Here is a 17,967-nt window from a genome sequence, read left to right as displayed (position 1 = left end):
AACGAATCTTCGTTCTTGACAAGCCGGAGCCGTCGAGCGATTATAAAGAACGAGTATTCGTTTTAATAAGGAGGTCATCATGAAGCCCACCACCTGGCCACGCGCAGTGGCCATCGCACTCGCCGGATCTGCCGCACTGGCCGTCGTCGTACTCGCGTTTCTATGGCCGTCCGTCACGTCGAAGGCCCACGAGGTACCCCTTGCCGTCGTCGGCGACAGTCCAGCTCTGACCAGCCAATTGTCCGGGACGTTCGACGTCAGCACCGTCCCGGATCGAGTCACCGCCGTCGCGCAGATCGAGGCACGCGAGGTCTACGGCGCGATCGTCCCCGGCCCGACACCGGAAGTGTTGACCGCCTCGGCGAACGGAACCGTCGTCAGCCAGATGTTCACCGGGGTGGCGTCGGAGCTGAAGACGACGGTCACCGACGTCGTTCCCCTCGCCTCGACCGATGCACGCGGCGCAGGCCTGTCGGCGATGGCATTTCCACTGGTGATCGGCGGCATCGTCGGCGGAGTGATCATCTCGATGCTCGTGAAAGGCGTGTGGCGACGCCTACTTGCGACGGCAACGTACGGCGTGGGGGCCGGCATCGTGGTCGTGGCGATCACCCAGGGATGGTTCGGGATTCTGCACGGTGCGGTCGTGGTGAACATCGCGGCCGCCGGCATGTCCGTGCTGGCCGTCAGCGCTCTCATCGTCGGACTGACGTCGATCATCGGCCCCGCGGGCATCGGAGTCGGCGCGATCCTGATGATGTTCATCGGAAACCAGATCTCCGGCGCCGCGCAACCGTGGCAGTTCCTTCCGCAGCCGTGGGGCGTCGTCGGCCAGTTCTTCCCGCCGGGCGCCGGTGCCACGCTGCTCCGCAACCTGTCGTATTTCCCCGATGCGCCGACGGCGCAGTCCTGGCTGGTACTGGCGGCATGGATTGCGGCGGGTGCGGCGTTCATGGCCGTCGGGCATCGCAGGGCCGTCGCGACGACTGGCTCGGTGGTACGGGCCACCTCTGCCGACGAACTCGAGCGCGTAACGCTCTAGAACCGACAAACGCACCCCTGTTTGCCTCGCGCTCGGCGTGTCGGGCGGCGAGTCGCGCAAACAGGGGTGCGTTCGTGAAGAAACTGGCTACTTCTGCTCCGGCAGGATGTGCTCACCCGTCTTGTCGGTACTCAGCGACAACGAGGAGATGTAGAGGATCTCGCCCTCGGGGCCGACCTTGTTGGAGCGAATCATGTCCGGGCGCTCGAATTCCATCCCGGACACATGGCACAGCAGCGTCTCGTCCGACGGGTTGCCGTGCTCGTCGAACATCGGCAGGTCGATGCCGTCGTCGTTGCGCCGCAGGTAGTACTTGCCCTTGGTCGCGACGGCGAGCACCGGAGGCATGACGATCGCGATGACGAGCGCCACGATGGGCGAGTACGGCTCGAGTGCACTGCCGAGTCCGCCGAAGAACGTCAGGATCGACAGTCCGGCAGCAAGGAGCATCGAGACGAATCCGACGGGGTTGAAGTTGTAGAGCATGCCCCGTCGGAACTCGGGCACCTTGGGTGAGAGCTTCAGGATGTACTTGTTGAAGACGATGTCCGACGCCACCACTGCGATCCACGCGATGCCGCAGTTGGCGTAGAAGCCGAGTATGTCGTTGAGGAAGCTGAACATGTTCGCTTCCATCAGTACCAGCGCGATCGCCAGGTTGAACAGGACGAACACCATGCGTCCCGGGTACGTCTTGGTGACGCGGGTGTAGGCATTGGTCCACGCCAGCGAACCGGAGTAAGCGTTGGTGACGTTGATCTTGATCTGGCTGATGACGACGAGGATCACCGCAAGGGTCATGGCGAGCCACCCCGGCATGATGTTCTCGTAAATCTCCAGGAACTGGTGCACCGGCTCGTTGGCTATGGACGCGCCGTCGGCGACGTTCGCGATGAGGTAGACCGCGAGGAACAACCCGACGACCTGCTTGATCGCACCGAAGATGACCCAGCCGGGCCCTGCGAGGAGCACTGCGGTCCACCAGCGGCGGGTGTTCTCCGGGGTCTTGGGCGGCATGAAGCGCAGGTAGTCGATCTGCTCGGCGATCTGTGCGATCAGCGAGAGACACACACCGGCCGCGAGCATCACCGATCCGAGGTTGACGCCCTTGCCTGCGGCACCGTCCGCGCCGCCGAACGCCATGAAGTCACCGACCGAGTCGGGATTGCTGACCACGAGGTAGACGAACGGGAACACCATGAGGATCAGCCACAGCGGAGTGGTCCAGACCTGCAGCTTCGCAAGCGCTTTCATCCCGTAGATCACCAACGGAATGACCATCAGCGTCGAGAGCGCGTAGCCGATCGGCAGCGGAATGTTCAAGCCCAGTTTCAACCCCTGCGCCATGATGGAACCTTCGAGCGCAAAGAAGATGAACGTGAACGTCGCGAAGATGACGTTGGTGACGACGGACCCGTAATAGCCGAATCCGCTTCCGCGCGTGATCAGATCGAGGTCGATGTTGTAGCGCGCCGCGTAGTACGCCAGCGGAAGTCCGGTGAGGAAGATGACGACGGCGAAGACCAGGATCCCCCACAGTGCGTTGCCCGTGCCGTAGGAGATGCCGATGTTGGCACCGATCGCGAAGTCGGCGAGGTATGCGATTCCGCCGAGTGCGGACGTGGCGACGACGCCCGTGCCCCACTTCCGGTAGCTACGCGGCGCAAAGCGCAGCGTGTAGTCCTCCAACGTTTCCTTCAGCGCCGAATCTGTGGGCGCAGGCTGCACAGCGGTCATGGGAAGAAGGTAGAAGTGCTACATGTCGGTGACGTCACACCACGTTCAGGTACTGTTACGCAGCCCGGCAAAACGTACTAATCGGACTCTTTCGGGTTCACGCGCTGAGCAGCTCGAAGTTTCCGAGTTCGGCACGCAGAAGGTTCATCGCCCGGTGCTGCGCGACGCGTACCGCTCCTGCGCTCATTCCGAGCGCCTTCCCGGCCTGCGGTGCCGTCATACCCCACACCACCCGCATCAGCACGATCTTGCGGTACCGGGGCGGCAGGGTGTTCATCAACGCCTGCGCACTGCTCTGCAGTTCCGCCTCCAGAGCGCGCAGTTCCGGAGTCTCGTCGGTCGACGGCTCCTCGGTCACCAATTCCAGCGAATAAGACCGCCGCAGTGCGGCTTTGCGTCCTGCATCGGCGAGTTTGTGGGCGGCGATGCCGTACACGAACGCCATGAAGGGCTTGCCGAGATCACGATATTTCGGCACCGCGGTCACAAGCGCGAGGCAGACATCCTGCACGACGTCGTCCGCCGACACATCCAGATTTCCCAGACGTGCTGCGCAGTAGCGCTTGAGTGGCGGTTGCACCAGTGCGATGACGTCACTGAAGGCGGTCCTGTCCCCCGCGACCGCCAGCGGCACCCTGACTGCGAGCCGTTCTGCGACGTCGACATCCCTCATCGTCCGTGTCCTCCCTGATAACCGAGCACCTACCTACTGATTCGATCCTGCGGGCCGCTCGGTTTGGTCACCACCCACCGCAGGGGTGAACATCCCCACCCTTTGGGGGGGCCATTCGAACTCACCGGAGGGTGTGCCGGCGCCGAGCGGCCGGGCAGAGTGGTTCCCGTAACACATCGGCAACGAGGGGCGAAACCCTCTACACACCTCACGGCATCGGAGAGACCATCATGAGCGAGCGACACTGTGGACGGAGCACCGTGGTCACGGACGACGGCACAGCACTCGCCGTGTGGGAGTCCGGTAGCCGCAACGCATCGATGACCGTGGTGTTCGTGCACGGTCACTGCCTGGCCAAGGAGTCGTGGTTCGACGTGCGCGGCGAGCTCGAAGCTCAGTGGGGCGAGAACGTGCACATGGTCTTCTACGACCACCGCGGACACGGTGCCTCCGGCAGCGCGGACGCCTCGACCTACACGATCTCCCAGCTCGGCCGCGATCTCGGCGCCGTGATCCGAACGACGGTTCCCACCGGCCGATACGTCCTCGTCGGGCATTCGATGGGCGGCATGACGGCCATGGCATACGCTCGCCAGCACCTCGGCGAACTCGGCGAACGCCTGGTCGGAGTCGGTCTGGTCGCCACCGCTGCCAGCGGCATCGCCGAGGAAGGGCTCGGGGCGTACCTGGCCCACCCACTCGTCTCGATGTTCCGTTCGGCGGTGCGGCATGCGCCCGGCGTGATGGGTACGTCCAAGCGCATGAGCCGGGGAATCTGCGCGCCGATCGTGCGGGCCGCCGGCTGCGGATCACGGCGGGTCAGCCAACGCGTCGTCGCGCTGGCGTCGGCGATGCTGAACGATACGGCCGTCGAGACGATGGCGGGTTTCCTCGAATCCCTGCACGATTTCGACGAATCCGCGAGCCTGTCCGCCCTCGCAGTCGTACCGACGTTCGTGTTGTGCGGATCCGACGACATCATGACCCCCATGCGCCATTCGCGGGCGATCGCGGAGCACCTTCCCGCAGCGCGGCTGGTCACCGTCGAGCGGGCAGGGCACATGGTGATTCTCGAACGTGCCGCCGAGGTGGCCGAGGCCGTGACCACCCTCGTCGATCGCGCCGCGGCAGACATCGATACCGGAACGCGCGCGCTAGAGGTCGCGCTGTGAGATGACCCCGCTCTGCAGTGCTCGCTCGGCCAACCGGACCCGCTTCTGATTCTGCGGCAGGTCCTCGACTCCGAACTTGGCGAACAACGTACGCAGATGCGTCTTGACGGCATCGACGCTGAGGAAGATCTCGGTGGCGATCTGCTGATTCGACGACGGATTGGCAAACGTTGCGTTGTGCTTGTACGGCCGGCACAGTGCGATCAGGACGGACCGCTGAGTTTCGGTGAGCGACTTCGTGTTCGGCATCTCCGCCGCGATGCGCGTGGCCTCGTCGCCGAGGCCGGAGAAGTCGTGATAGGTCAGTAGTGAGCTGCCGATCCGGATGGTGTCACCCTGCCGGAGACTGCGCCTGCCGGTGAGACGGTCGCCGTTGAGATACGTCCCGTTGCGCGAGAGGCCGTCGTCGACGACGGTCCAGTGCGTGCCCATCCATTCGATGGCCGCATGCAGCCGCGAGACCTCGTGATCACCGGGGAACGAGATGTCGGCCTGGGTGGATCTTCCGATGGTCAGACGGCTGTGGTCACGCGAGAGCACCACCTCGCGTCGCACTCCACCGTCGCCCTCGTACTGCAGGCGAGGATCCTCGTGTTCACCCCGAGCCACCGCTACATCCTGCCCCGGCCGGACGGCCAGGGCAAGGACGTAGCGGCCGAAGGCTACTTCTTGGCCGGAGGGGCGTTGAGCAGCGTGATGAACGGTCCTGCGTTGCTTGCGAGTGCACTGAGGCCGCCGATGGCGGTTCCGGCGAGCGACGCCGTCGAGCCGAGCAGCAGTGCGCCGCCGATGCACCCGGCGATGGGCCCGGCGCCGAACAGCAGTGCCGCGGGAGCCGAGACGACACCGGCCGCGACGGCGCCGAGGAGGCATCCGCCGACGAGTCCGGTTGCGGCACCGAGGAATCCGCCGACCGAGGCGGACAGGCTCAGGTTGTCCTTGACCCCTGCCACGGCGGCAGGCAGGTCGACCTGCTGCAGACCCGGGAGCTGAGTGGACACCGGCGTCGCGGCGGCGGGCGAGACGTCGGCGGTCAGCACTGCGTGGTTTCCGTCGATGTCGGCGGCGACCGGGTGAGCCAGGCCTTCGAATGCGATGGACAGCGGCACCGAGTCGACCAGCGCACCTCCTGCGTCACGGACCACCAGGTGATTGTTCTCGTTGCTCAGGGTTCCCGCCGACGTGTCCACGATGACCTGACCACCGCTCTGAGCGACGTTCCAGCCCACGGGCGCCGGGGCAGGAGCCGGGTCCGCGTAGGACGTCCCCATTGCGGTCGTCATTGCGGCGATGACCAATGCCGACGTTGCTGCGAATTTACCGATCTTCATGTTCCCCGTCTTCCACTTCGGATGCGTGCGCACCCACTTGGGTGCGGCGCAAACGTACGGGGAGAACGGGGTCCCGCCAGTGGCCGTGCGGATAACCCGTCGGTACCGCCGGGTAAACACTAGTGCAGAGTTACATCAATGGGACAGAACGGAATTCGGACATTCAAGAACTGGTAACGGGACGCTCTACTTCTTGCCGAACAACCCGTGTCCACCGGAGCCGCCGTGACCCACGGCGAAGTCGTAGGCCGACTCGGCGTGCTCGTGTTCGTCGAGCCCGTCCGCCTCGTGCTGGGCGTCGGCACGCACACCCATGACGGCCTTGATCGCCAGTGCGATGACCACGGTCACGATGCCCGTGTACGCCATCACCACGACCACCGCCACCAATTGCACCCACAGCTGATGGAAGCCTCCGCCATAGAGAAGTCCGTCGACTCCCGCAGGCATGTGCGCGCTCGCGAGCAGACCGATCATGAGAGTGCCGACGACACCGCCTACCAGGTGCACGCCGACCACGTCGAGCGAGTCGTCGTAGCCGAACCGGTACTTGAGGCCGATCGCCAGTGCGCACAGTGCGCCGGCAGCGATACCGACTCCTGCCGCGCCGATCGGGGTGACCGAGGTACAGGACGGCGTGATCGCGACGAGGCCGGCCACGACACCCGACGCGGCACCGAAGGACGTGGCCTTGCCGTCGCGCACCTTCTCCACCACCAACCATGCGGCCATCGACATCGCGCCCGCGCCGAGCGTGTTGACCAGCGCAACGGCGGCGACACCGTCGGCGGCGAGCGCCGAACCCGCATTGAAGCCGAACCAGCCGAACCACAGCAGTCCTGCACCGAGCATCACAGCGGGCAGATTGTGTGGACGCATCGGATCCCGCGGCCACCCGGCCCTGTTGCCGACGACGAGCGCGAGCACGAGCCCGGCCATACCGGCATTGATCTCGACCGCGGTTCCACCGGCGAAGTCGATCGCGCCCAATCTGTTGGAGATCCAGCCTCCGGTTGCCGAGGTCAGACCGTCGATCGAGAACACCCAGTGTGCGACGGGAAAGTAGACGAGGACGGACCACAGCGCCGCGAAGACTATCCACGGCACGAATCGCATACGGTCTGCGACGGCGCCGGAGATCAATGCGACGGTCACCATGGCAAAACCTGCTTGGAACGCCGCGAACACCAACGCAGGAACGGTGCCGACGAGTGGGATCGACACCGCATCACCGGAATACGTGCCCCCGAGCAGATCCTGCAGACCCGCGAACTGCACCGGATTGCCGATCCAGCCGCCGAAGAAGTTGTCGCCGAACACCATCGAGTACCCGAACATCAGCCACAACAGCCATACGACGGCAATCGCCGACAGACTCATCATCATCATGTTCAGCACACTCTTGGAGCGGACCATGCCGCCGTAGAAGAACGCCAGCCCCGGGGTCATCAACAGGACCATCGCGGTGCACACGAGTAGCCATGCGGTATCGCCCGTGTCGGGCGCCCCGAACGTCACCGACCCTGAAACTTCGGTGCGCGCTTTTCGTTGCGTGCCCGGCGGGCTTCTTTCATGTCCTCACTCGTCCACGCCGCTCCGAATGCCGCCCACTGCGTCGCCGTCGGTTCGTCGTGCGTGCCGTCGTCGTTGAAGACCAGCTTGAGATGCCGAAGAGCGAGGGGCGCGAGCTGGGTGATCGACGCGGCCCATTCCTGCGCGAGCGCGAGATCGCCTCTCTTGTTCGCCAGCCCGCTGGCGTAGGCGCGGTCGGCGTCGAGCCGCTCCCCGCCCATCAGGATGGTGCGCGCGACGCTCCCTCCTGCGAGGGTGGCCAGCCGCTTGATGGTCCAGTTGTTGACTGCGATCCCGAGGCGCGTCGACGGAATCTCGAAGAATGCCCCGTCCGCGACGACCCGAAGGTCACTGGCGATGGCCAACTGAGTCCCCGCGCCGACTGCGGGACCGTTGACGGCAGCGATGACGGGGATCGGAGCACCGTCCACGGCTCTGAGCAGCAGTTCGAGCGCTTCCGGGAATTCCTCGGCGAACGAGTCACCGCTCAGGTCGGCACCGGCGCAGAAGCTCGATCCCTGCCCGGTGAGCACCACGACACGGGCATCGGCGACGATCGCCTCCTCGATCCCTCGGCGCAGTGCGGTGCACAGCTCGGTGTTCAGTGCGTTGCGTCGCTCCGGACGCCGAAGTTCGAGGGTGACGACATCTCCGTCACGAGTCTGTCCGATCATCGGCTAGACGTTACTGCCCGGTACGCGCGGACCTGCGGTGTGGGCTGATCTACTGGACGGCGTGATCTTCACCGACATCGCGGTCATCGGAGCCGGACAGGCAGGTCTGTCGGCCGGCTACCACCTTCGCCGTGCAGGGCTCGAGCCCGGCAGCGGGTTCGTGATGCTCGACAGGTCGCCCGCTCCAGGAGGCGCCTGGCAGTACCGGTGGCCGTCGCTGACCCTGAGCACCGTCAACCGCGTACACGACCTGCCCGGCCTGGAATTCGCTCAGGTTCTCACCGACGACGCCCCGGACGGGGTCATCGCGGCCGAAGCGGTACCCCGCTATTACCGGACCTACGAGGAGAAGTTCGACCTACGGGTGCGGCGGCCGGTCACCGTGACGGTGGTGTGCGACCGTGAGCCGCGGTTCCGGATCGAGGCAGGCGAGACGGTGCTCTCGGCGCGCGGAGTGATCAACGCGACCGGGACGTGGGAGAAGCCGTTCATTCCTTCGTATCCCGGTGCCGAGACCTTCGGCGGACAGCAGTTGCACACGAAGAACTACACCAGAGCAGGCGACTTCGCAGGCAAGCACGTCGTCGTGGTCGGCGGCGGCATCTCGGCAGTCCAGCTGCTCGACGAGATCTCACAGGTCACCTCGACCACATGGGTGACGCGTCGGGAACCGGTGTTCCGCGACGGCGATTTCGGGCAGGACGCAGGGCGCGCGGCCGTCGCGATGGTGGAAGACCGCGTGCGGGCCGGGTTGCCGCCCGGTTCGGTCGTCTCGGTCACTGGCTTGCTGCTCACCGATTCTCTGCGTGCCGCCCGTGATCGCGGGACGCTGACACGACTACCTATGTTCTCCTCGATCGAGCCCGACGGTGTGCGCTGGACCGATGGTTCTTTCGTACGCGCGGATGTCATCCTGTGGGCCACCGGGTTTCGCAGCGCGCTCGACCACCTGGCACCCCTGCGACTACGCGGTCACGGCGGTGGCATCGTCATGGACGGACGCCTTGCCACTCGTGTCGCGGCCGACCACCGAGTCCATCTCCTCGGCTACGGGCCCTCGGCCAGCACCATCGGCGCCAATCGCGGCGGACGAGCTGCCGTCACCGAGTTGATGGAGACACTCGGACTCGGCGAATGAACGAGATCAAGTGGCGGACAGCGCTTTGGTCAGCACACTGTCCATCGTGAGCGGCGCAGGCGCAACGGAATTGGGATCGATGTGCCGTTCGGTCGAGATCGAATCGATCATCAGCTCGAAGAGTCGACGAGACTGTGGACGGGCGTCCTCGCCCAATCCTGCGAGCACCTCGTTGGCTGCGAAGTACAGAATGAGATCGTCGAGATACCTGTCGGACCTGAAGCGGCCCTCACCTTTCGCTCGGTCGATCAGATTCATCAACGAATCGCGCATCGCGGCACGCTGAGCATCGAGGCCGGAGTCGAGGCCTGCGGGGATCGTCGCGAGACAGCGCGTGAGCGTCAGATTCTCGAACTGGGTGTCGAAGACCCATCGGCAATACTCCACTACTGACGCCCAGGGATCACCGCTCGCGTCCAGCGCTGCAAATCTCGACAGGTTCTCGGTGAGGCTCAGTCGATACACCTCGACGAGCAGATGTTCTCGTTGCGGAAAATGGCGGTAGAGGGTGGCATTGCTCAATCCGGCCGCCTTCGCGACCAGATCGAACGGCGCGTCGACGCCCTGGTTGCCGTACACCTTTCGCGCAGCATCGATCAACAGCGCTCGATTGCGCACCTGATCCTTGCGTGGCCGCACACTTTCCATCGTGTCGCAGTATACGTACCTCGTTCCACCCACGCGCGTAATAAAGATCTAGATAATTCTGTCAAACCGGGGACGCATCCACGTTTCGTGCGTACTGTGGCCGACAGTTGCCTTCGACGTTCTCGCTCTGTTTCCGCGAGCGGACACAGCACAGGGAGATTCGGCAGATGAACATCGGCACCACAGCATCGAAAACCACAGCATCGAGAACCACAGCCCCGAAAACCACAGGTCCGAGCTTTCGAGGCATGACCCGCGACGCCGACGCCGAGGCGTTGGTCGCGGGCATGCGCCGCGCCGGGGTTCCCGCACTTCACGAGTTGGGATTGGACGGTGCTCGGCAGTACCTGTCGGCGGCAGCATCCGCCGGTCGCCCAGGGCCGGAGCTCGAGCATGTGAGCGACCACGACATACCGGTGGGAGAGCGCGTCACGAGAGCACGGGTGTACCGCCCAACATCGGCTACTCCCCTACCGACGGTGGTCTACGCCCATGGCGGCGGATTCGTACTCGGCACCCTCGCCGCGTCCGATGCGTTCTGTCGGCGACTCGCCGACGCCGCCCGGTGCCTCGTGATCAGTGTCGACTACAGCTTGGCTCCGGAATCTCCGTTCCCCGCCGCGATCGACGACGTGGTCGCAGCGCTGCACTGGGCCGCCGCGAACGCTGCGAGGTGGAACGGAGATCCAGGCAGGCTCGTGGCCCTCGGCGATTCCGCCGGTGGCGGCCTCGTGACGGTCGCAGTCCGCAAGACCCTCGGCAGTGGCCCTACGGTCACGAGGCAGATCCTGGCCTATCCGGGTGTCGATCTCACCGGACTCACCGCGGGCACCGATCCCCATCCGTACGGCACGGAGCTGCCGTTGACCGATCCCGATCGCGCGTGGTTTCGGGGCCTGTACGTGACCGAGGAGTCGATGGCATCCGATCCGGACGCTGCTCCGCTGCTGGGTGATGTGACCGGCATGCCGCCTACGACCGTTCTGCTCGGTGGCTGTGATCCGTTGTCCGACGAGGGTCTTGCGTATGCACAGCACCTGTGGCGAGCGGGAGTATCGGTCGATCTCCATTTCTACGCCGGCCAGATCCACGGCTTCTTGACGCTCGACGACGCGATTCTCCCGCGCGCATCCGAGGCGCTCGGTGTCGTGAGCATTGCCATCGCGAACTCCTGACAGACCCAACCGATCATCAGAGGAACTTCTGTGAATCATCCCGCCCCTCACGTTCGAACCGAACCGATACTCGACGACGACGCGACGATAGTGTCGATGCTGGACGACGCCGTGGTGCCTGCCCTCATCGCGGCCGTCACTCAGATCACCGGTGATACTTCCCTTCTACGCGGACCGATTCGCCCTGCGGGGCCGCTCGTCCCCGCAGATTTCACCGCAGGCTTGACCGACGAGGAGTCGAGTATTCTGCGCGGCCAGGCGGCCGCGGCCCTCTGCTCGTGGCGTGACGCCGGATGCCCGGACGTCGGATCGCCCGGCCCGGAGTCACTTCGCGAGACGATGAACTGGGTTGCAGGAGAGGACCTCGCAGACGACTACGCGGCATGGTTCGCCGAAGAGATCGACCTTGCCGGCGAGGACCCCCGTTCGATCGAAATAAACAGTGACGCAGCGGGTCTCCAGGATTTCTCGGTGGTCGTCATCGGGTGCGGTGAGTCCGGGTTGCTGGCCGGCATCAGGTTGAAACAAGCGGGGATCGATTTCGAGATCGTCGAGAAGAGCGATGGCGTCGGCGGAACATGGTGGAAGAACACCTATCCGGGGTGCCGCGTCGATGTGCCGAGTCACTACTACAGCTATTCGTTCGAGCCCAACTCGTTCACGGACTACTACGCTCGTCAGCCGTCGATCCAGAAATACTTCCGAGACATCTTCGACCGACACGGCCTGCACTCGCACATGCGCTGGCGCAGTGAGGTCGTGCGTACCTCGTGGGACGACGAATCGGGCCTGTGGACAATCCTGATTCGAGATTCCGACGGCCGGACACACACCAGGACCGCGCATGCCGTCATTTCGGCAGTGGGGGTGCTCAGCAGGCCGAAGATCCCCGATCTTCCCGGCCTCGATCGGTTCGACGGGCCGGTGTTCCACGCAGCGGAGTGGGATCACTCGGTCGACATCCGCGGCAAACGGGTCGCACTCGTCGGAGCAGGCGCCAGCGGGTTCCAGATAGGTCCGGAGATCGCCGACGACGTCGAGCATCTGACCGTCTTCCAGCGGACACCGCAGTGGATGGCACCGAACCCCATGTACCGCTCCGCCATCACACCGGGCGAGCTGTGGGCGATGCGGCACGTGCCAGGGTATGCACGCTGGTACCGCTTCATGTTGCTGTGCCAGTCGAACGACAGGTCGCTTGCGATGGCAAAGGTCGATCCCGAGTGGAAAGACTTCCCCCGCAGCGCAAATGCACGTAGCGCCGCGGTGCGCGAGGTGCTGACCGCTGCGATCACCTCGGCGGTCGGCGATGATGCGGAGCTGCTCGCCAAGGTACTGCCGCAGTACCCACCGATGACCAAACGGACGCTTCAGGACGATGGAAGCTGGCTACGGACGCTGAAGAAACCACATGTCGATCTGATACGTGACCCCATTGCGGGGTTCGACGAGACCGGGATACGTACCGCGGACCGACATGTCGAGATCGACGTGGTGGTTCTCGCGACCGGCTTTCTCGCGAACGAGTTCCTGGCTCCGATGGAGATCGTCGGCCGAGACGGAGCAGTTCTCTCCGAGGTGTGGGACGGAAAACCGCAGGCGTACCGCGGTACCACGGTGCCTGGCTTTCCGAACTTCTTCATTCTCGGTGGCCCTGGCACCGGACTCGCGCACGGCGGCAGCATCATCTTCACCAACGAGTGCCAGATGCGCTACATCGGTGATGCACTGCGCATTCTCATCGAGGGGTCTCGGCACTCGATCGAACCGACGGATGCGGCCTATGTCGAGTGGAACGAACGGCTTCAGGCCGAGATATCCACCACGACGTGGGCGCAACTCACCGTCGAGAACAACTGGTACCGCGCGGCGGACGGCAAGGTGTACATCCTCAGCCCGTGGCGTCTGGTCGACATGTGGTCGCACACAGCCCGTGTCGAGCCTGCCGATCATCTTCTCGTGGAGAGAACTCCAGCACTGCTCGACGGAGTGTGACGAGACACGATTCCACACTGCGGACGACGCTGTGCCCACTCACCCCTCGCGAGTGGGCACAGCGTCATCAGGACGGGCAATGTCGGATTCTCGATTCCGTAGCTGCGCTTCGATATTCAGGCATGTCTCGGGTCGCTGTTCGGACGGGGTCGTTCCCCACGACGGAATGGCAGAGACACACGCCCGCTCGATCAAGTCCCTGCCGTCGGCAGCAGTCATGAACCGATCCTGAACGGCCTTACGCGTGTCGACGAGCAGCTTGTCCACGTACACCGAGTGGGTCGGATAGAGCTCGTGTAGAACGTTCGCGGGCAACGGCGTCGACGTCCCGAGCAACACGCACGCACTGCCGACATAGCCTGCGACCGGCACCGTGACCACCGGTAGACGCAGCCCTCCCAACGCATTACCGTACGCGTCACGAGCAATCGCGACCGGCGAGACCAACAGAGCTGCAGCATTGACACCGTCGAGAGGCAGTCCTGCGATGTCGGGCAGGGTCGGCGCTCCCTGGACCGACTCCGCGATGCCGGTGAATTCCAGAGCGGGGGCGCGCGGCGGTTCGATTCCGCTGTGCACCCACACCTGAAGTGCCGCCAGCGCAGCGTCGACTGCATATCGCCGCGGGAATTCGGACCCTCCAATGCACGGCACTGCCCCGGTCGGACCTTCCTGTCCGTAGTTGCCGAGATTGTCGACCGACGGTATCTCGGGTGCAGTGACCGGAGTCGCGTTGCCGCGGGTACCGGTGCTGTCCGAGAAGGAGTTCGCCCATCGATCGACATGCGGTGCGCCGGCGATCTGCCAGCTCACATGATTCGCCTTCGACTCGTCCACACCCGGCCGTGCCGCGTCCTCACTCCACAGATGCAGTGTGGGCACGCGGTAGCTGCTGGGCAGTGTCGCCTGAGAATCAGCGTCGATGAGAAACCCGTCGAATACGCGTGCACTGTCGTCCGCGCCGCTCTTGATGTAATCGTCGAGCGCCAGCGCTGACTGCGATACTCCTATTGCGAGCACGGTATTCGGGATCAGCCCCTCCAGCGGGTCTGCGCCGTTTCGGTTCCGCAGCGATGCGGCTGCCTGCGAGAAGATGCCGGAGGAATAGTCGTCTCCGGGCAGATCGAGCCGCCCGTAACGCGCGGGATCATGACCCGCGAGCGACGTCGGAATACACGGCATACTGCCGAATCCCGGTGCCGGGAGACGACCTTGACCAGGCCCGCATATTCCAGCTTGCTGAACGCTCACCGCAACGTACGCGTCACCTTCGTCGATCACCTGTTGGTGCACCCATTGCAGATCGACGGGCGCGTCGTTGAAACTGCTGACGTTGTTCCATTCGACGACCACGTTTCCACTGAACTGCGTCGCGTCCAGCGGTCGATACACGATCATCCGTGTGGTGTAGGGCGCGTCAGGACGTGCTGCCCCGTACGAGTGGGCAGATCCTGACAGGAAATACTCCTTCTCGGTATATCCCTGACCGCTGATATCGAAGTCGGCCGAGGGATACGGGTGACCGACTATCGGACCGGACACGGTCACCGCACCGAGGATCGGCGACGCATTCGCGTGCAGTACGGCCCCCGGCGTCGTCTGCAACGCCGCCGACAGCACGACTGTCAGCACCCCAGCCGACAGCATCGACCGACGAGTTCTCATCGGGCACCCCCATACCTGAATTGTTCTGCCACATGGCAATCCCCGGTCGATCGACCACCGCGACACGATGTCGTTTCGGTTGAGCTTTCGCTATCGGTGCAGCGTACCCTGAACGTTCCAGCATGGCCATTGTGGAATATAACAACCGAAATCTGCTTGTGGCGAACGTAATTCGACAGTGTCGGCATGCACGTCCGGCGTATCCACGATTCTATTCCGGCGTGGACGATGTGCTGCCATCGGCGAAGATCAACTCGGCGAATGCATTCGACACTCGCCTGGCCTCGGCAAGGCCTCGGCCGTAGTAGACGACACCCGTGGTCAGAGTATCGAGCAACGCCCAAGTCATCGCCGCGACGTCCCGACTGTTCGGCACGCCGAGGGCCGCGAGGTCACGCGCAAAAGCGATACGCGCGAGAGCGGCAAGCTCACCGAGCACTGCCTGAACGGATCTGTCGCCGACCGAGTGAAGAAGAACGTTCACTCGGAAGAATTCGGGATCGCTGTCCAAGGAATCGAATACGGCGTCGAAGCGAGCGGCTATACGGGCCTCGGCTGCCAGGTGATCCAAGGTCGACGAGAACGCACTCGTCGAAATCCAGTGCCGCAGAACTTCTGCGTACAGAGACTCCTTGGACGGAAAGTAGCGATACAACGTACCGAGAGCAACGTCCGAATCGCGGGCAACAGTCGTCACGTGAATTTCTTCGTAGGCCTTCTCCCGGAGTGCATCGCTCGCATGTTCGACGATCGACAGCCTGCGTCGCTGCTTGAACCCCGGCACATCACGGGCGGCCGACCCGGACCCTGCGACCTGTTCTCCGCCTCCCCTTTCGACGGGGGTCGGCGCAGTGCCGGTGAGAAGATCGATCGCCTGGTCCACCAAGCGGTACGCCTCCACGAACGGAACATCGTGGTAGACCGACGATTTGACGGCCGAGTGCACGATCGCCTCCAGGATCAGTGCGGCATCGCGGCGCATCATCGGAGTCGAGTCGATCAGGTCGTCGAAGAAGTACCGATGATTTCGCGTACTCACCGCGGAAAGCTCGGCTTTGACGTCGGGATCGGCACTGGAAAACAGCGCAACGGTCAGCCTGAAGAACTGCGGAGCCTTCTCGAAGTCGCCGATGATGGAGTGCGCGCGAATCCTGGCGCGCTCGGCGCCGTCGGCGTCGATGGCCCGAAGATGATGCTCGTCCACCCATTCACGGAGAACGATCGAATACAAGAACTCCTTGGACGGGAAGTACCTGTAGAGCGTCGCCTTGGCCACCCCCGCGGCACGCGCCACCTCGTCGACTTTGACGCGGTCGTATTCACCGGCCTCCAGGCATCCGAATGCCGCGTCGATGATGCGCCGGTATCGAACGCGTCGAGCGGATGCCTCGCGGCGACACACCGACAACTCCGACGCAGGTGTCTCCGACGGAGGTGTCTCCGACGCACCATGGCTACTTTCGCCGACCGCCATCTCTCGAACCTCACTTCACGTGCACTCGATCGCTCCTGGTCCGGAGATAACTAGATCACGAGTTCATCGTCGTTGCCGATATTTTGTCGAAGTTCGTCGCTGGCTTCTTTCAATACCAGCTCGGATGCGTATCACATGGTCCGTGTTCGGTATTGAAACGAGAATCGAAGTATGGGTAACATCCGTGACCTGTATCACGCTGCGGGCTATCCACAGCGGTCGAAAACCACGCCACCGAACAACCACGCCACCGAACAACCACGGCATCGAAAACCACGGCATCGCTTCCCGGACCTCGGAAGAAGGCATCATGGAAACAGCGAGAACGTCCCACCCGCTCACCACGGACATCGACATCTCGTCGGCGCAGTTCTGGGCTCAGTCGTTCGACGACCGCGACCGGGCGTTCGCGCGCCTGCGAGCCGAAGCCCCGGTCAGTTGGCATGTGCCGGTGGATTACCACAGTCCACACGAGGAGGTCGGATTCTGGGCCGTCACGAACATCGAGGACATCACGACGGTCAGTACGACCAACGAGATTTTTCAGTCCAAACACGGGTTCACTCTCGATCCGGCGAATCCCACCGCCGCGGCAGGAGCGTTCTTCCTCGCGATGGACCCGCCCGAGCACACGTTCTATCGAGGGTTGGTCAACGCGGCGTTCACCCCGAAACAGGTCAAGACCATCGAGTCTCAGATCGTTGCCAACGCCACCGCGATCGTCGACGACATCGTCGGCGCGGGCGACATCGACTTCGTCGAGCACTGCGCCGCGCGCCTGCCGATGGAAACCGTGTCCGACATGCTCGGGGTGCCGCACGCCGACCGCGCGCGCGTGGCGCGAGCGGCCGAATGCCTCGTCGGGGGCGCGGATGTGGCCGGATTGGAAGGCGAGGAGCGCTACCAGAAGCTCATCGAGGAAGCATTGTTCCTCTATGCCGTCGCCAAGGACATGGCGGCCTTCCGGCGCACGAACCCGGCCGACGACCTCATGACCAATCTCGTCGAGGCGCGTATCGACGGTGAAGGTCTGAGCGACGACCACATCGGCGCGTTCATGCTCCTGATGAGCGTCGCGGGCAACGACACCACGAAGCAGACCACGACTCGAACAATGCTGTCCCTGTCCGAGAATCCAGATCAACTCGCATGGTTGCGGGACAATATCGACGGACCGATCATGCCTGCGATCAACGAATTCATCCGTCACGCATCACCGGTCATCCAGTTCGCGCGCACAGCGGTGGTCGACGTCGAACTGGGTGGGCAGCAGATCGCCGCCGGGGACAAGGTCGTGATGTTCTATTGCTCCGGAAACCGGGATGAGTCGGTGTACGCCGACCCCACGTCGTTCGACCTCTCGCGTCCCCGCGGTCGGCACGTCGGCTTCGGAGGCGGTGGTGTGCATTACTGCCTCGGACACAACGTCGCCAAGGTTCAGCTGCGGTCCATCGTCGGTGAACTGGTACGCCGCGTGCCGAACATCGAGTTCGGCGAGCCCGTCCAATTGATCAGCAACTTCATCAACGGCGTCGCATCACTGCCCGCCCACATCGGCTGACAACAAAATCGGCTGACAACAGAAGGAGCCCGCTACTCGATACTGCGAGTACCAGATAGAAAATTCAACCAAATCGCCCACTTCTGCACCGAGTGTCAATTAGGTTTCTT

15 protein-coding genes are annotated in these 17,967 nt (G+C 63.8%); 6 read left to right on the top strand and 9 right to left on the bottom strand.

Annotated features, from left to right (window positions below):
• Nucleotides 1-79 precede the first annotated feature (79 nt).
• On the top strand, nt 80-1,042 hold the full coding sequence (locus tag RY1_RS17845) for a hypothetical protein (RefSeq protein WP_072805342.1): 963 nt from the start codon (nt 80-82) through the stop codon (nt 1,040-1,042).
• Nucleotides 1,043-1,129: 87 nt separating this feature from the next.
• Here the strand turns inward: RY1_RS17845 and RY1_RS17840 are convergent, their stop codons facing one another.
• Nucleotides 1,130-2,779 (bottom strand): purine-cytosine permease family protein, encoded by a 1,650-nt coding sequence (locus tag RY1_RS17840; protein WP_072805341.1) that lies wholly within the window; start codon nt 2,777-2,779, stop codon nt 1,130-1,132.
• A 97-nt stretch (nt 2,780-2,876) separates the two neighbouring features.
• Entirely contained in the window at nt 2,877-3,452 is a 576-nt protein-coding gene (shbA, locus tag RY1_RS17835; RefSeq protein ID WP_072805340.1) for an RNA polymerase sigma factor ShbA, read from the bottom strand.
• Between the two features lie 230 nt (nt 3,453-3,682).
• Between shbA and RY1_RS17830 the strand changes: the two genes are divergently transcribed.
• A complete protein-coding gene (locus RY1_RS17830; RefSeq protein ID WP_072805339.1) occupies nt 3,683-4,624 on the top strand; it encodes an alpha/beta fold hydrolase in 942 nt (313 codons plus the stop codon).
• Here the strand turns inward: RY1_RS17830 and RY1_RS17825 are convergent.
• The 4 genes from RY1_RS17825 to RY1_RS17810 all read right to left on the bottom strand — a co-directional run bounded on the left by RY1_RS17825 (nt 4,607) and on the right by RY1_RS17810 (nt 8,201).
• Nucleotides 4,607-5,233, bottom strand: coding sequence for an FHA domain-containing protein (locus RY1_RS17825; protein ID WP_084727512.1), 627 nt, complete (start codon nt 5,231-5,233; stop codon nt 4,607-4,609). The two genes, RY1_RS17830 and RY1_RS17825, sit on opposite strands and share 18 nt — an antisense overlap.
• A gap of 53 nt (nt 5,234-5,286) precedes the next feature.
• Nucleotides 5,287-5,955 (bottom strand): DUF8020 domain-containing protein, encoded by a 669-nt coding sequence (locus tag RY1_RS17820; RefSeq protein WP_072805338.1) that lies wholly within the window; start codon nt 5,953-5,955, stop codon nt 5,287-5,289.
• A gap of 186 nt (nt 5,956-6,141) precedes the next feature.
• On the bottom strand, nt 6,142-7,473 hold the full coding sequence (locus RY1_RS17815; RefSeq protein ID WP_072805337.1) for an ammonium transporter: 1,332 nt from the start codon (nt 7,471-7,473) through the stop codon (nt 6,142-6,144).
• Nucleotides 7,470-8,201, bottom strand: a complete 732-nt coding sequence (locus tag RY1_RS17810) for an enoyl-CoA hydratase (RefSeq protein ID WP_072805336.1) — start codon at nt 8,199-8,201, stop codon at nt 7,470-7,472. The genes RY1_RS17815 and RY1_RS17810 overlap by 4 nt, the downstream gene beginning before the upstream one ends.
• Nucleotides 8,202-8,238: 37 nt before the next feature.
• Here RY1_RS17810 and RY1_RS17805 point away from each other — a divergent pair, with 37 nt between their 5' ends.
• Nucleotides 8,239-9,339, top strand: a complete 1,101-nt coding sequence (locus RY1_RS17805) for an NAD(P)-binding domain-containing protein (RefSeq protein ID WP_245819734.1) — start codon at nt 8,239-8,241, stop codon at nt 9,337-9,339.
• 6 nt (nt 9,340-9,345) lie between these two features.
• Here RY1_RS17805 and RY1_RS17800 read toward each other — a convergent pair whose 3' ends face one another.
• Nucleotides 9,346-9,987 carry a TetR/AcrR family transcriptional regulator gene (locus tag RY1_RS17800; protein WP_072805335.1) on the bottom strand — a complete coding sequence of 214 codons (642 nt, stop codon included), beginning with the start codon at nt 9,985-9,987 and terminating at the stop codon, nt 9,346-9,348.
• A gap of 248 nt (nt 9,988-10,235) precedes the next feature.
• Here RY1_RS17800 and RY1_RS17795 point away from each other — a divergent pair, with 248 nt between their 5' ends.
• The gene (locus RY1_RS17795) at nt 10,236-11,162 is read left to right on the top strand and encodes an alpha/beta hydrolase (RefSeq protein ID WP_072805334.1); all 927 of its coding nucleotides are present in this window, start codon (nt 10,236-10,238) and stop codon (nt 11,160-11,162) included.
• 30 nt (nt 11,163-11,192) lie between these two features.
• Complete coding sequence (locus tag RY1_RS17790; RefSeq protein ID WP_245819733.1) at nt 11,193-13,157, top strand: flavin-containing monooxygenase; 1,965 nt, start codon at nt 11,193-11,195, stop codon at nt 13,155-13,157.
• 39 nt (nt 13,158-13,196) lie between these two features.
• On the opposite strand, the gene RY1_RS17785 is transcribed toward RY1_RS17790, so the two are convergent.
• Complete coding sequence (locus RY1_RS17785; RefSeq protein ID WP_139279899.1) at nt 13,197-14,822, bottom strand: alpha/beta hydrolase domain-containing protein; 1,626 nt, start codon at nt 14,820-14,822, stop codon at nt 13,197-13,199.
• Nucleotides 14,823-15,033: 211 nt separating this feature from the next.
• A complete protein-coding gene (locus RY1_RS17780; protein WP_072805332.1) occupies nt 15,034-16,296 on the bottom strand; it encodes a TetR/AcrR family transcriptional regulator in 1,263 nt (420 codons plus the stop codon).
• 310 nt (nt 16,297-16,606) lie between these two features.
• On the opposite strand from RY1_RS17780, the gene RY1_RS17775 reads away from it, so the two are divergent.
• Entirely contained in the window at nt 16,607-17,857 is a 1,251-nt protein-coding gene (locus RY1_RS17775) for a cytochrome P450 (RefSeq protein WP_072805458.1), read from the top strand.
• Nucleotides 17,858-17,967 lie beyond the last annotated feature (110 nt).

The organism is Rhodococcus yunnanensis NBRC 103083, assembly GCF_001895005.1.
Taxonomy (GTDB): Bacteria; Actinomycetota; Actinomycetes; order Mycobacteriales; family Mycobacteriaceae; genus Rhodococcoides; species Rhodococcoides yunnanense.
Note: the sequence above shows the minus strand (reverse complement) of the source record. Positions and strands in the feature narration are given on the sequence as shown.

What these genes read in the sequence shown, in the direction of transcription:
- RY1_RS17840 (WP_072805341.1), bottom strand. Translation starts at nt 2,779, where the DNA reads ATGACCGCTGTGCAGCCTGCGCCCACAGATTCGGCGCTGAAGGAAACG.
- RY1_RS17810 (WP_072805336.1), bottom strand. Translation starts at nt 8,201, where the DNA reads ATGATCGGACAGACTCGTGACGGAGATGTCGTCACCCTCGAACTTCGG.
- RY1_RS17845 (WP_072805342.1), top strand. Translation starts at nt 80, where the DNA reads ATGAAGCCCACCACCTGGCCACGCGCAGTGGCCATCGCACTCGCCGGA.
- RY1_RS17785 (WP_139279899.1), bottom strand. Translation starts at nt 14,822, where the DNA reads ATGAGAACTCGTCGGTCGATGCTGTCGGCTGGGGTGCTGACAGTCGTG.
- RY1_RS17780 (WP_072805332.1), bottom strand. Translation starts at nt 16,296, where the DNA reads ATGGCGGTCGGCGAAAGTAGCCATGGTGCGTCGGAGACACCTCCGTCG.
- RY1_RS17795 (WP_072805334.1), top strand. Translation starts at nt 10,236, where the DNA reads ATGACCCGCGACGCCGACGCCGAGGCGTTGGTCGCGGGCATGCGCCGC.
- RY1_RS17830 (WP_072805339.1), top strand. Translation starts at nt 3,683, where the DNA reads ATGAGCGAGCGACACTGTGGACGGAGCACCGTGGTCACGGACGACGGC.
- shbA (WP_072805340.1), bottom strand. Translation starts at nt 3,452, where the DNA reads ATGAGGGATGTCGACGTCGCAGAACGGCTCGCAGTCAGGGTGCCGCTG.
- RY1_RS17800 (WP_072805335.1), bottom strand. Translation starts at nt 9,987, where the DNA reads ATGGAAAGTGTGCGGCCACGCAAGGATCAGGTGCGCAATCGAGCGCTG.
- RY1_RS17775 (WP_072805458.1), top strand. Translation starts at nt 16,607, where the DNA reads ATGGAAACAGCGAGAACGTCCCACCCGCTCACCACGGACATCGACATC.
- RY1_RS17820 (WP_072805338.1), bottom strand. Translation starts at nt 5,955, where the DNA reads ATGAAGATCGGTAAATTCGCAGCAACGTCGGCATTGGTCATCGCCGCA.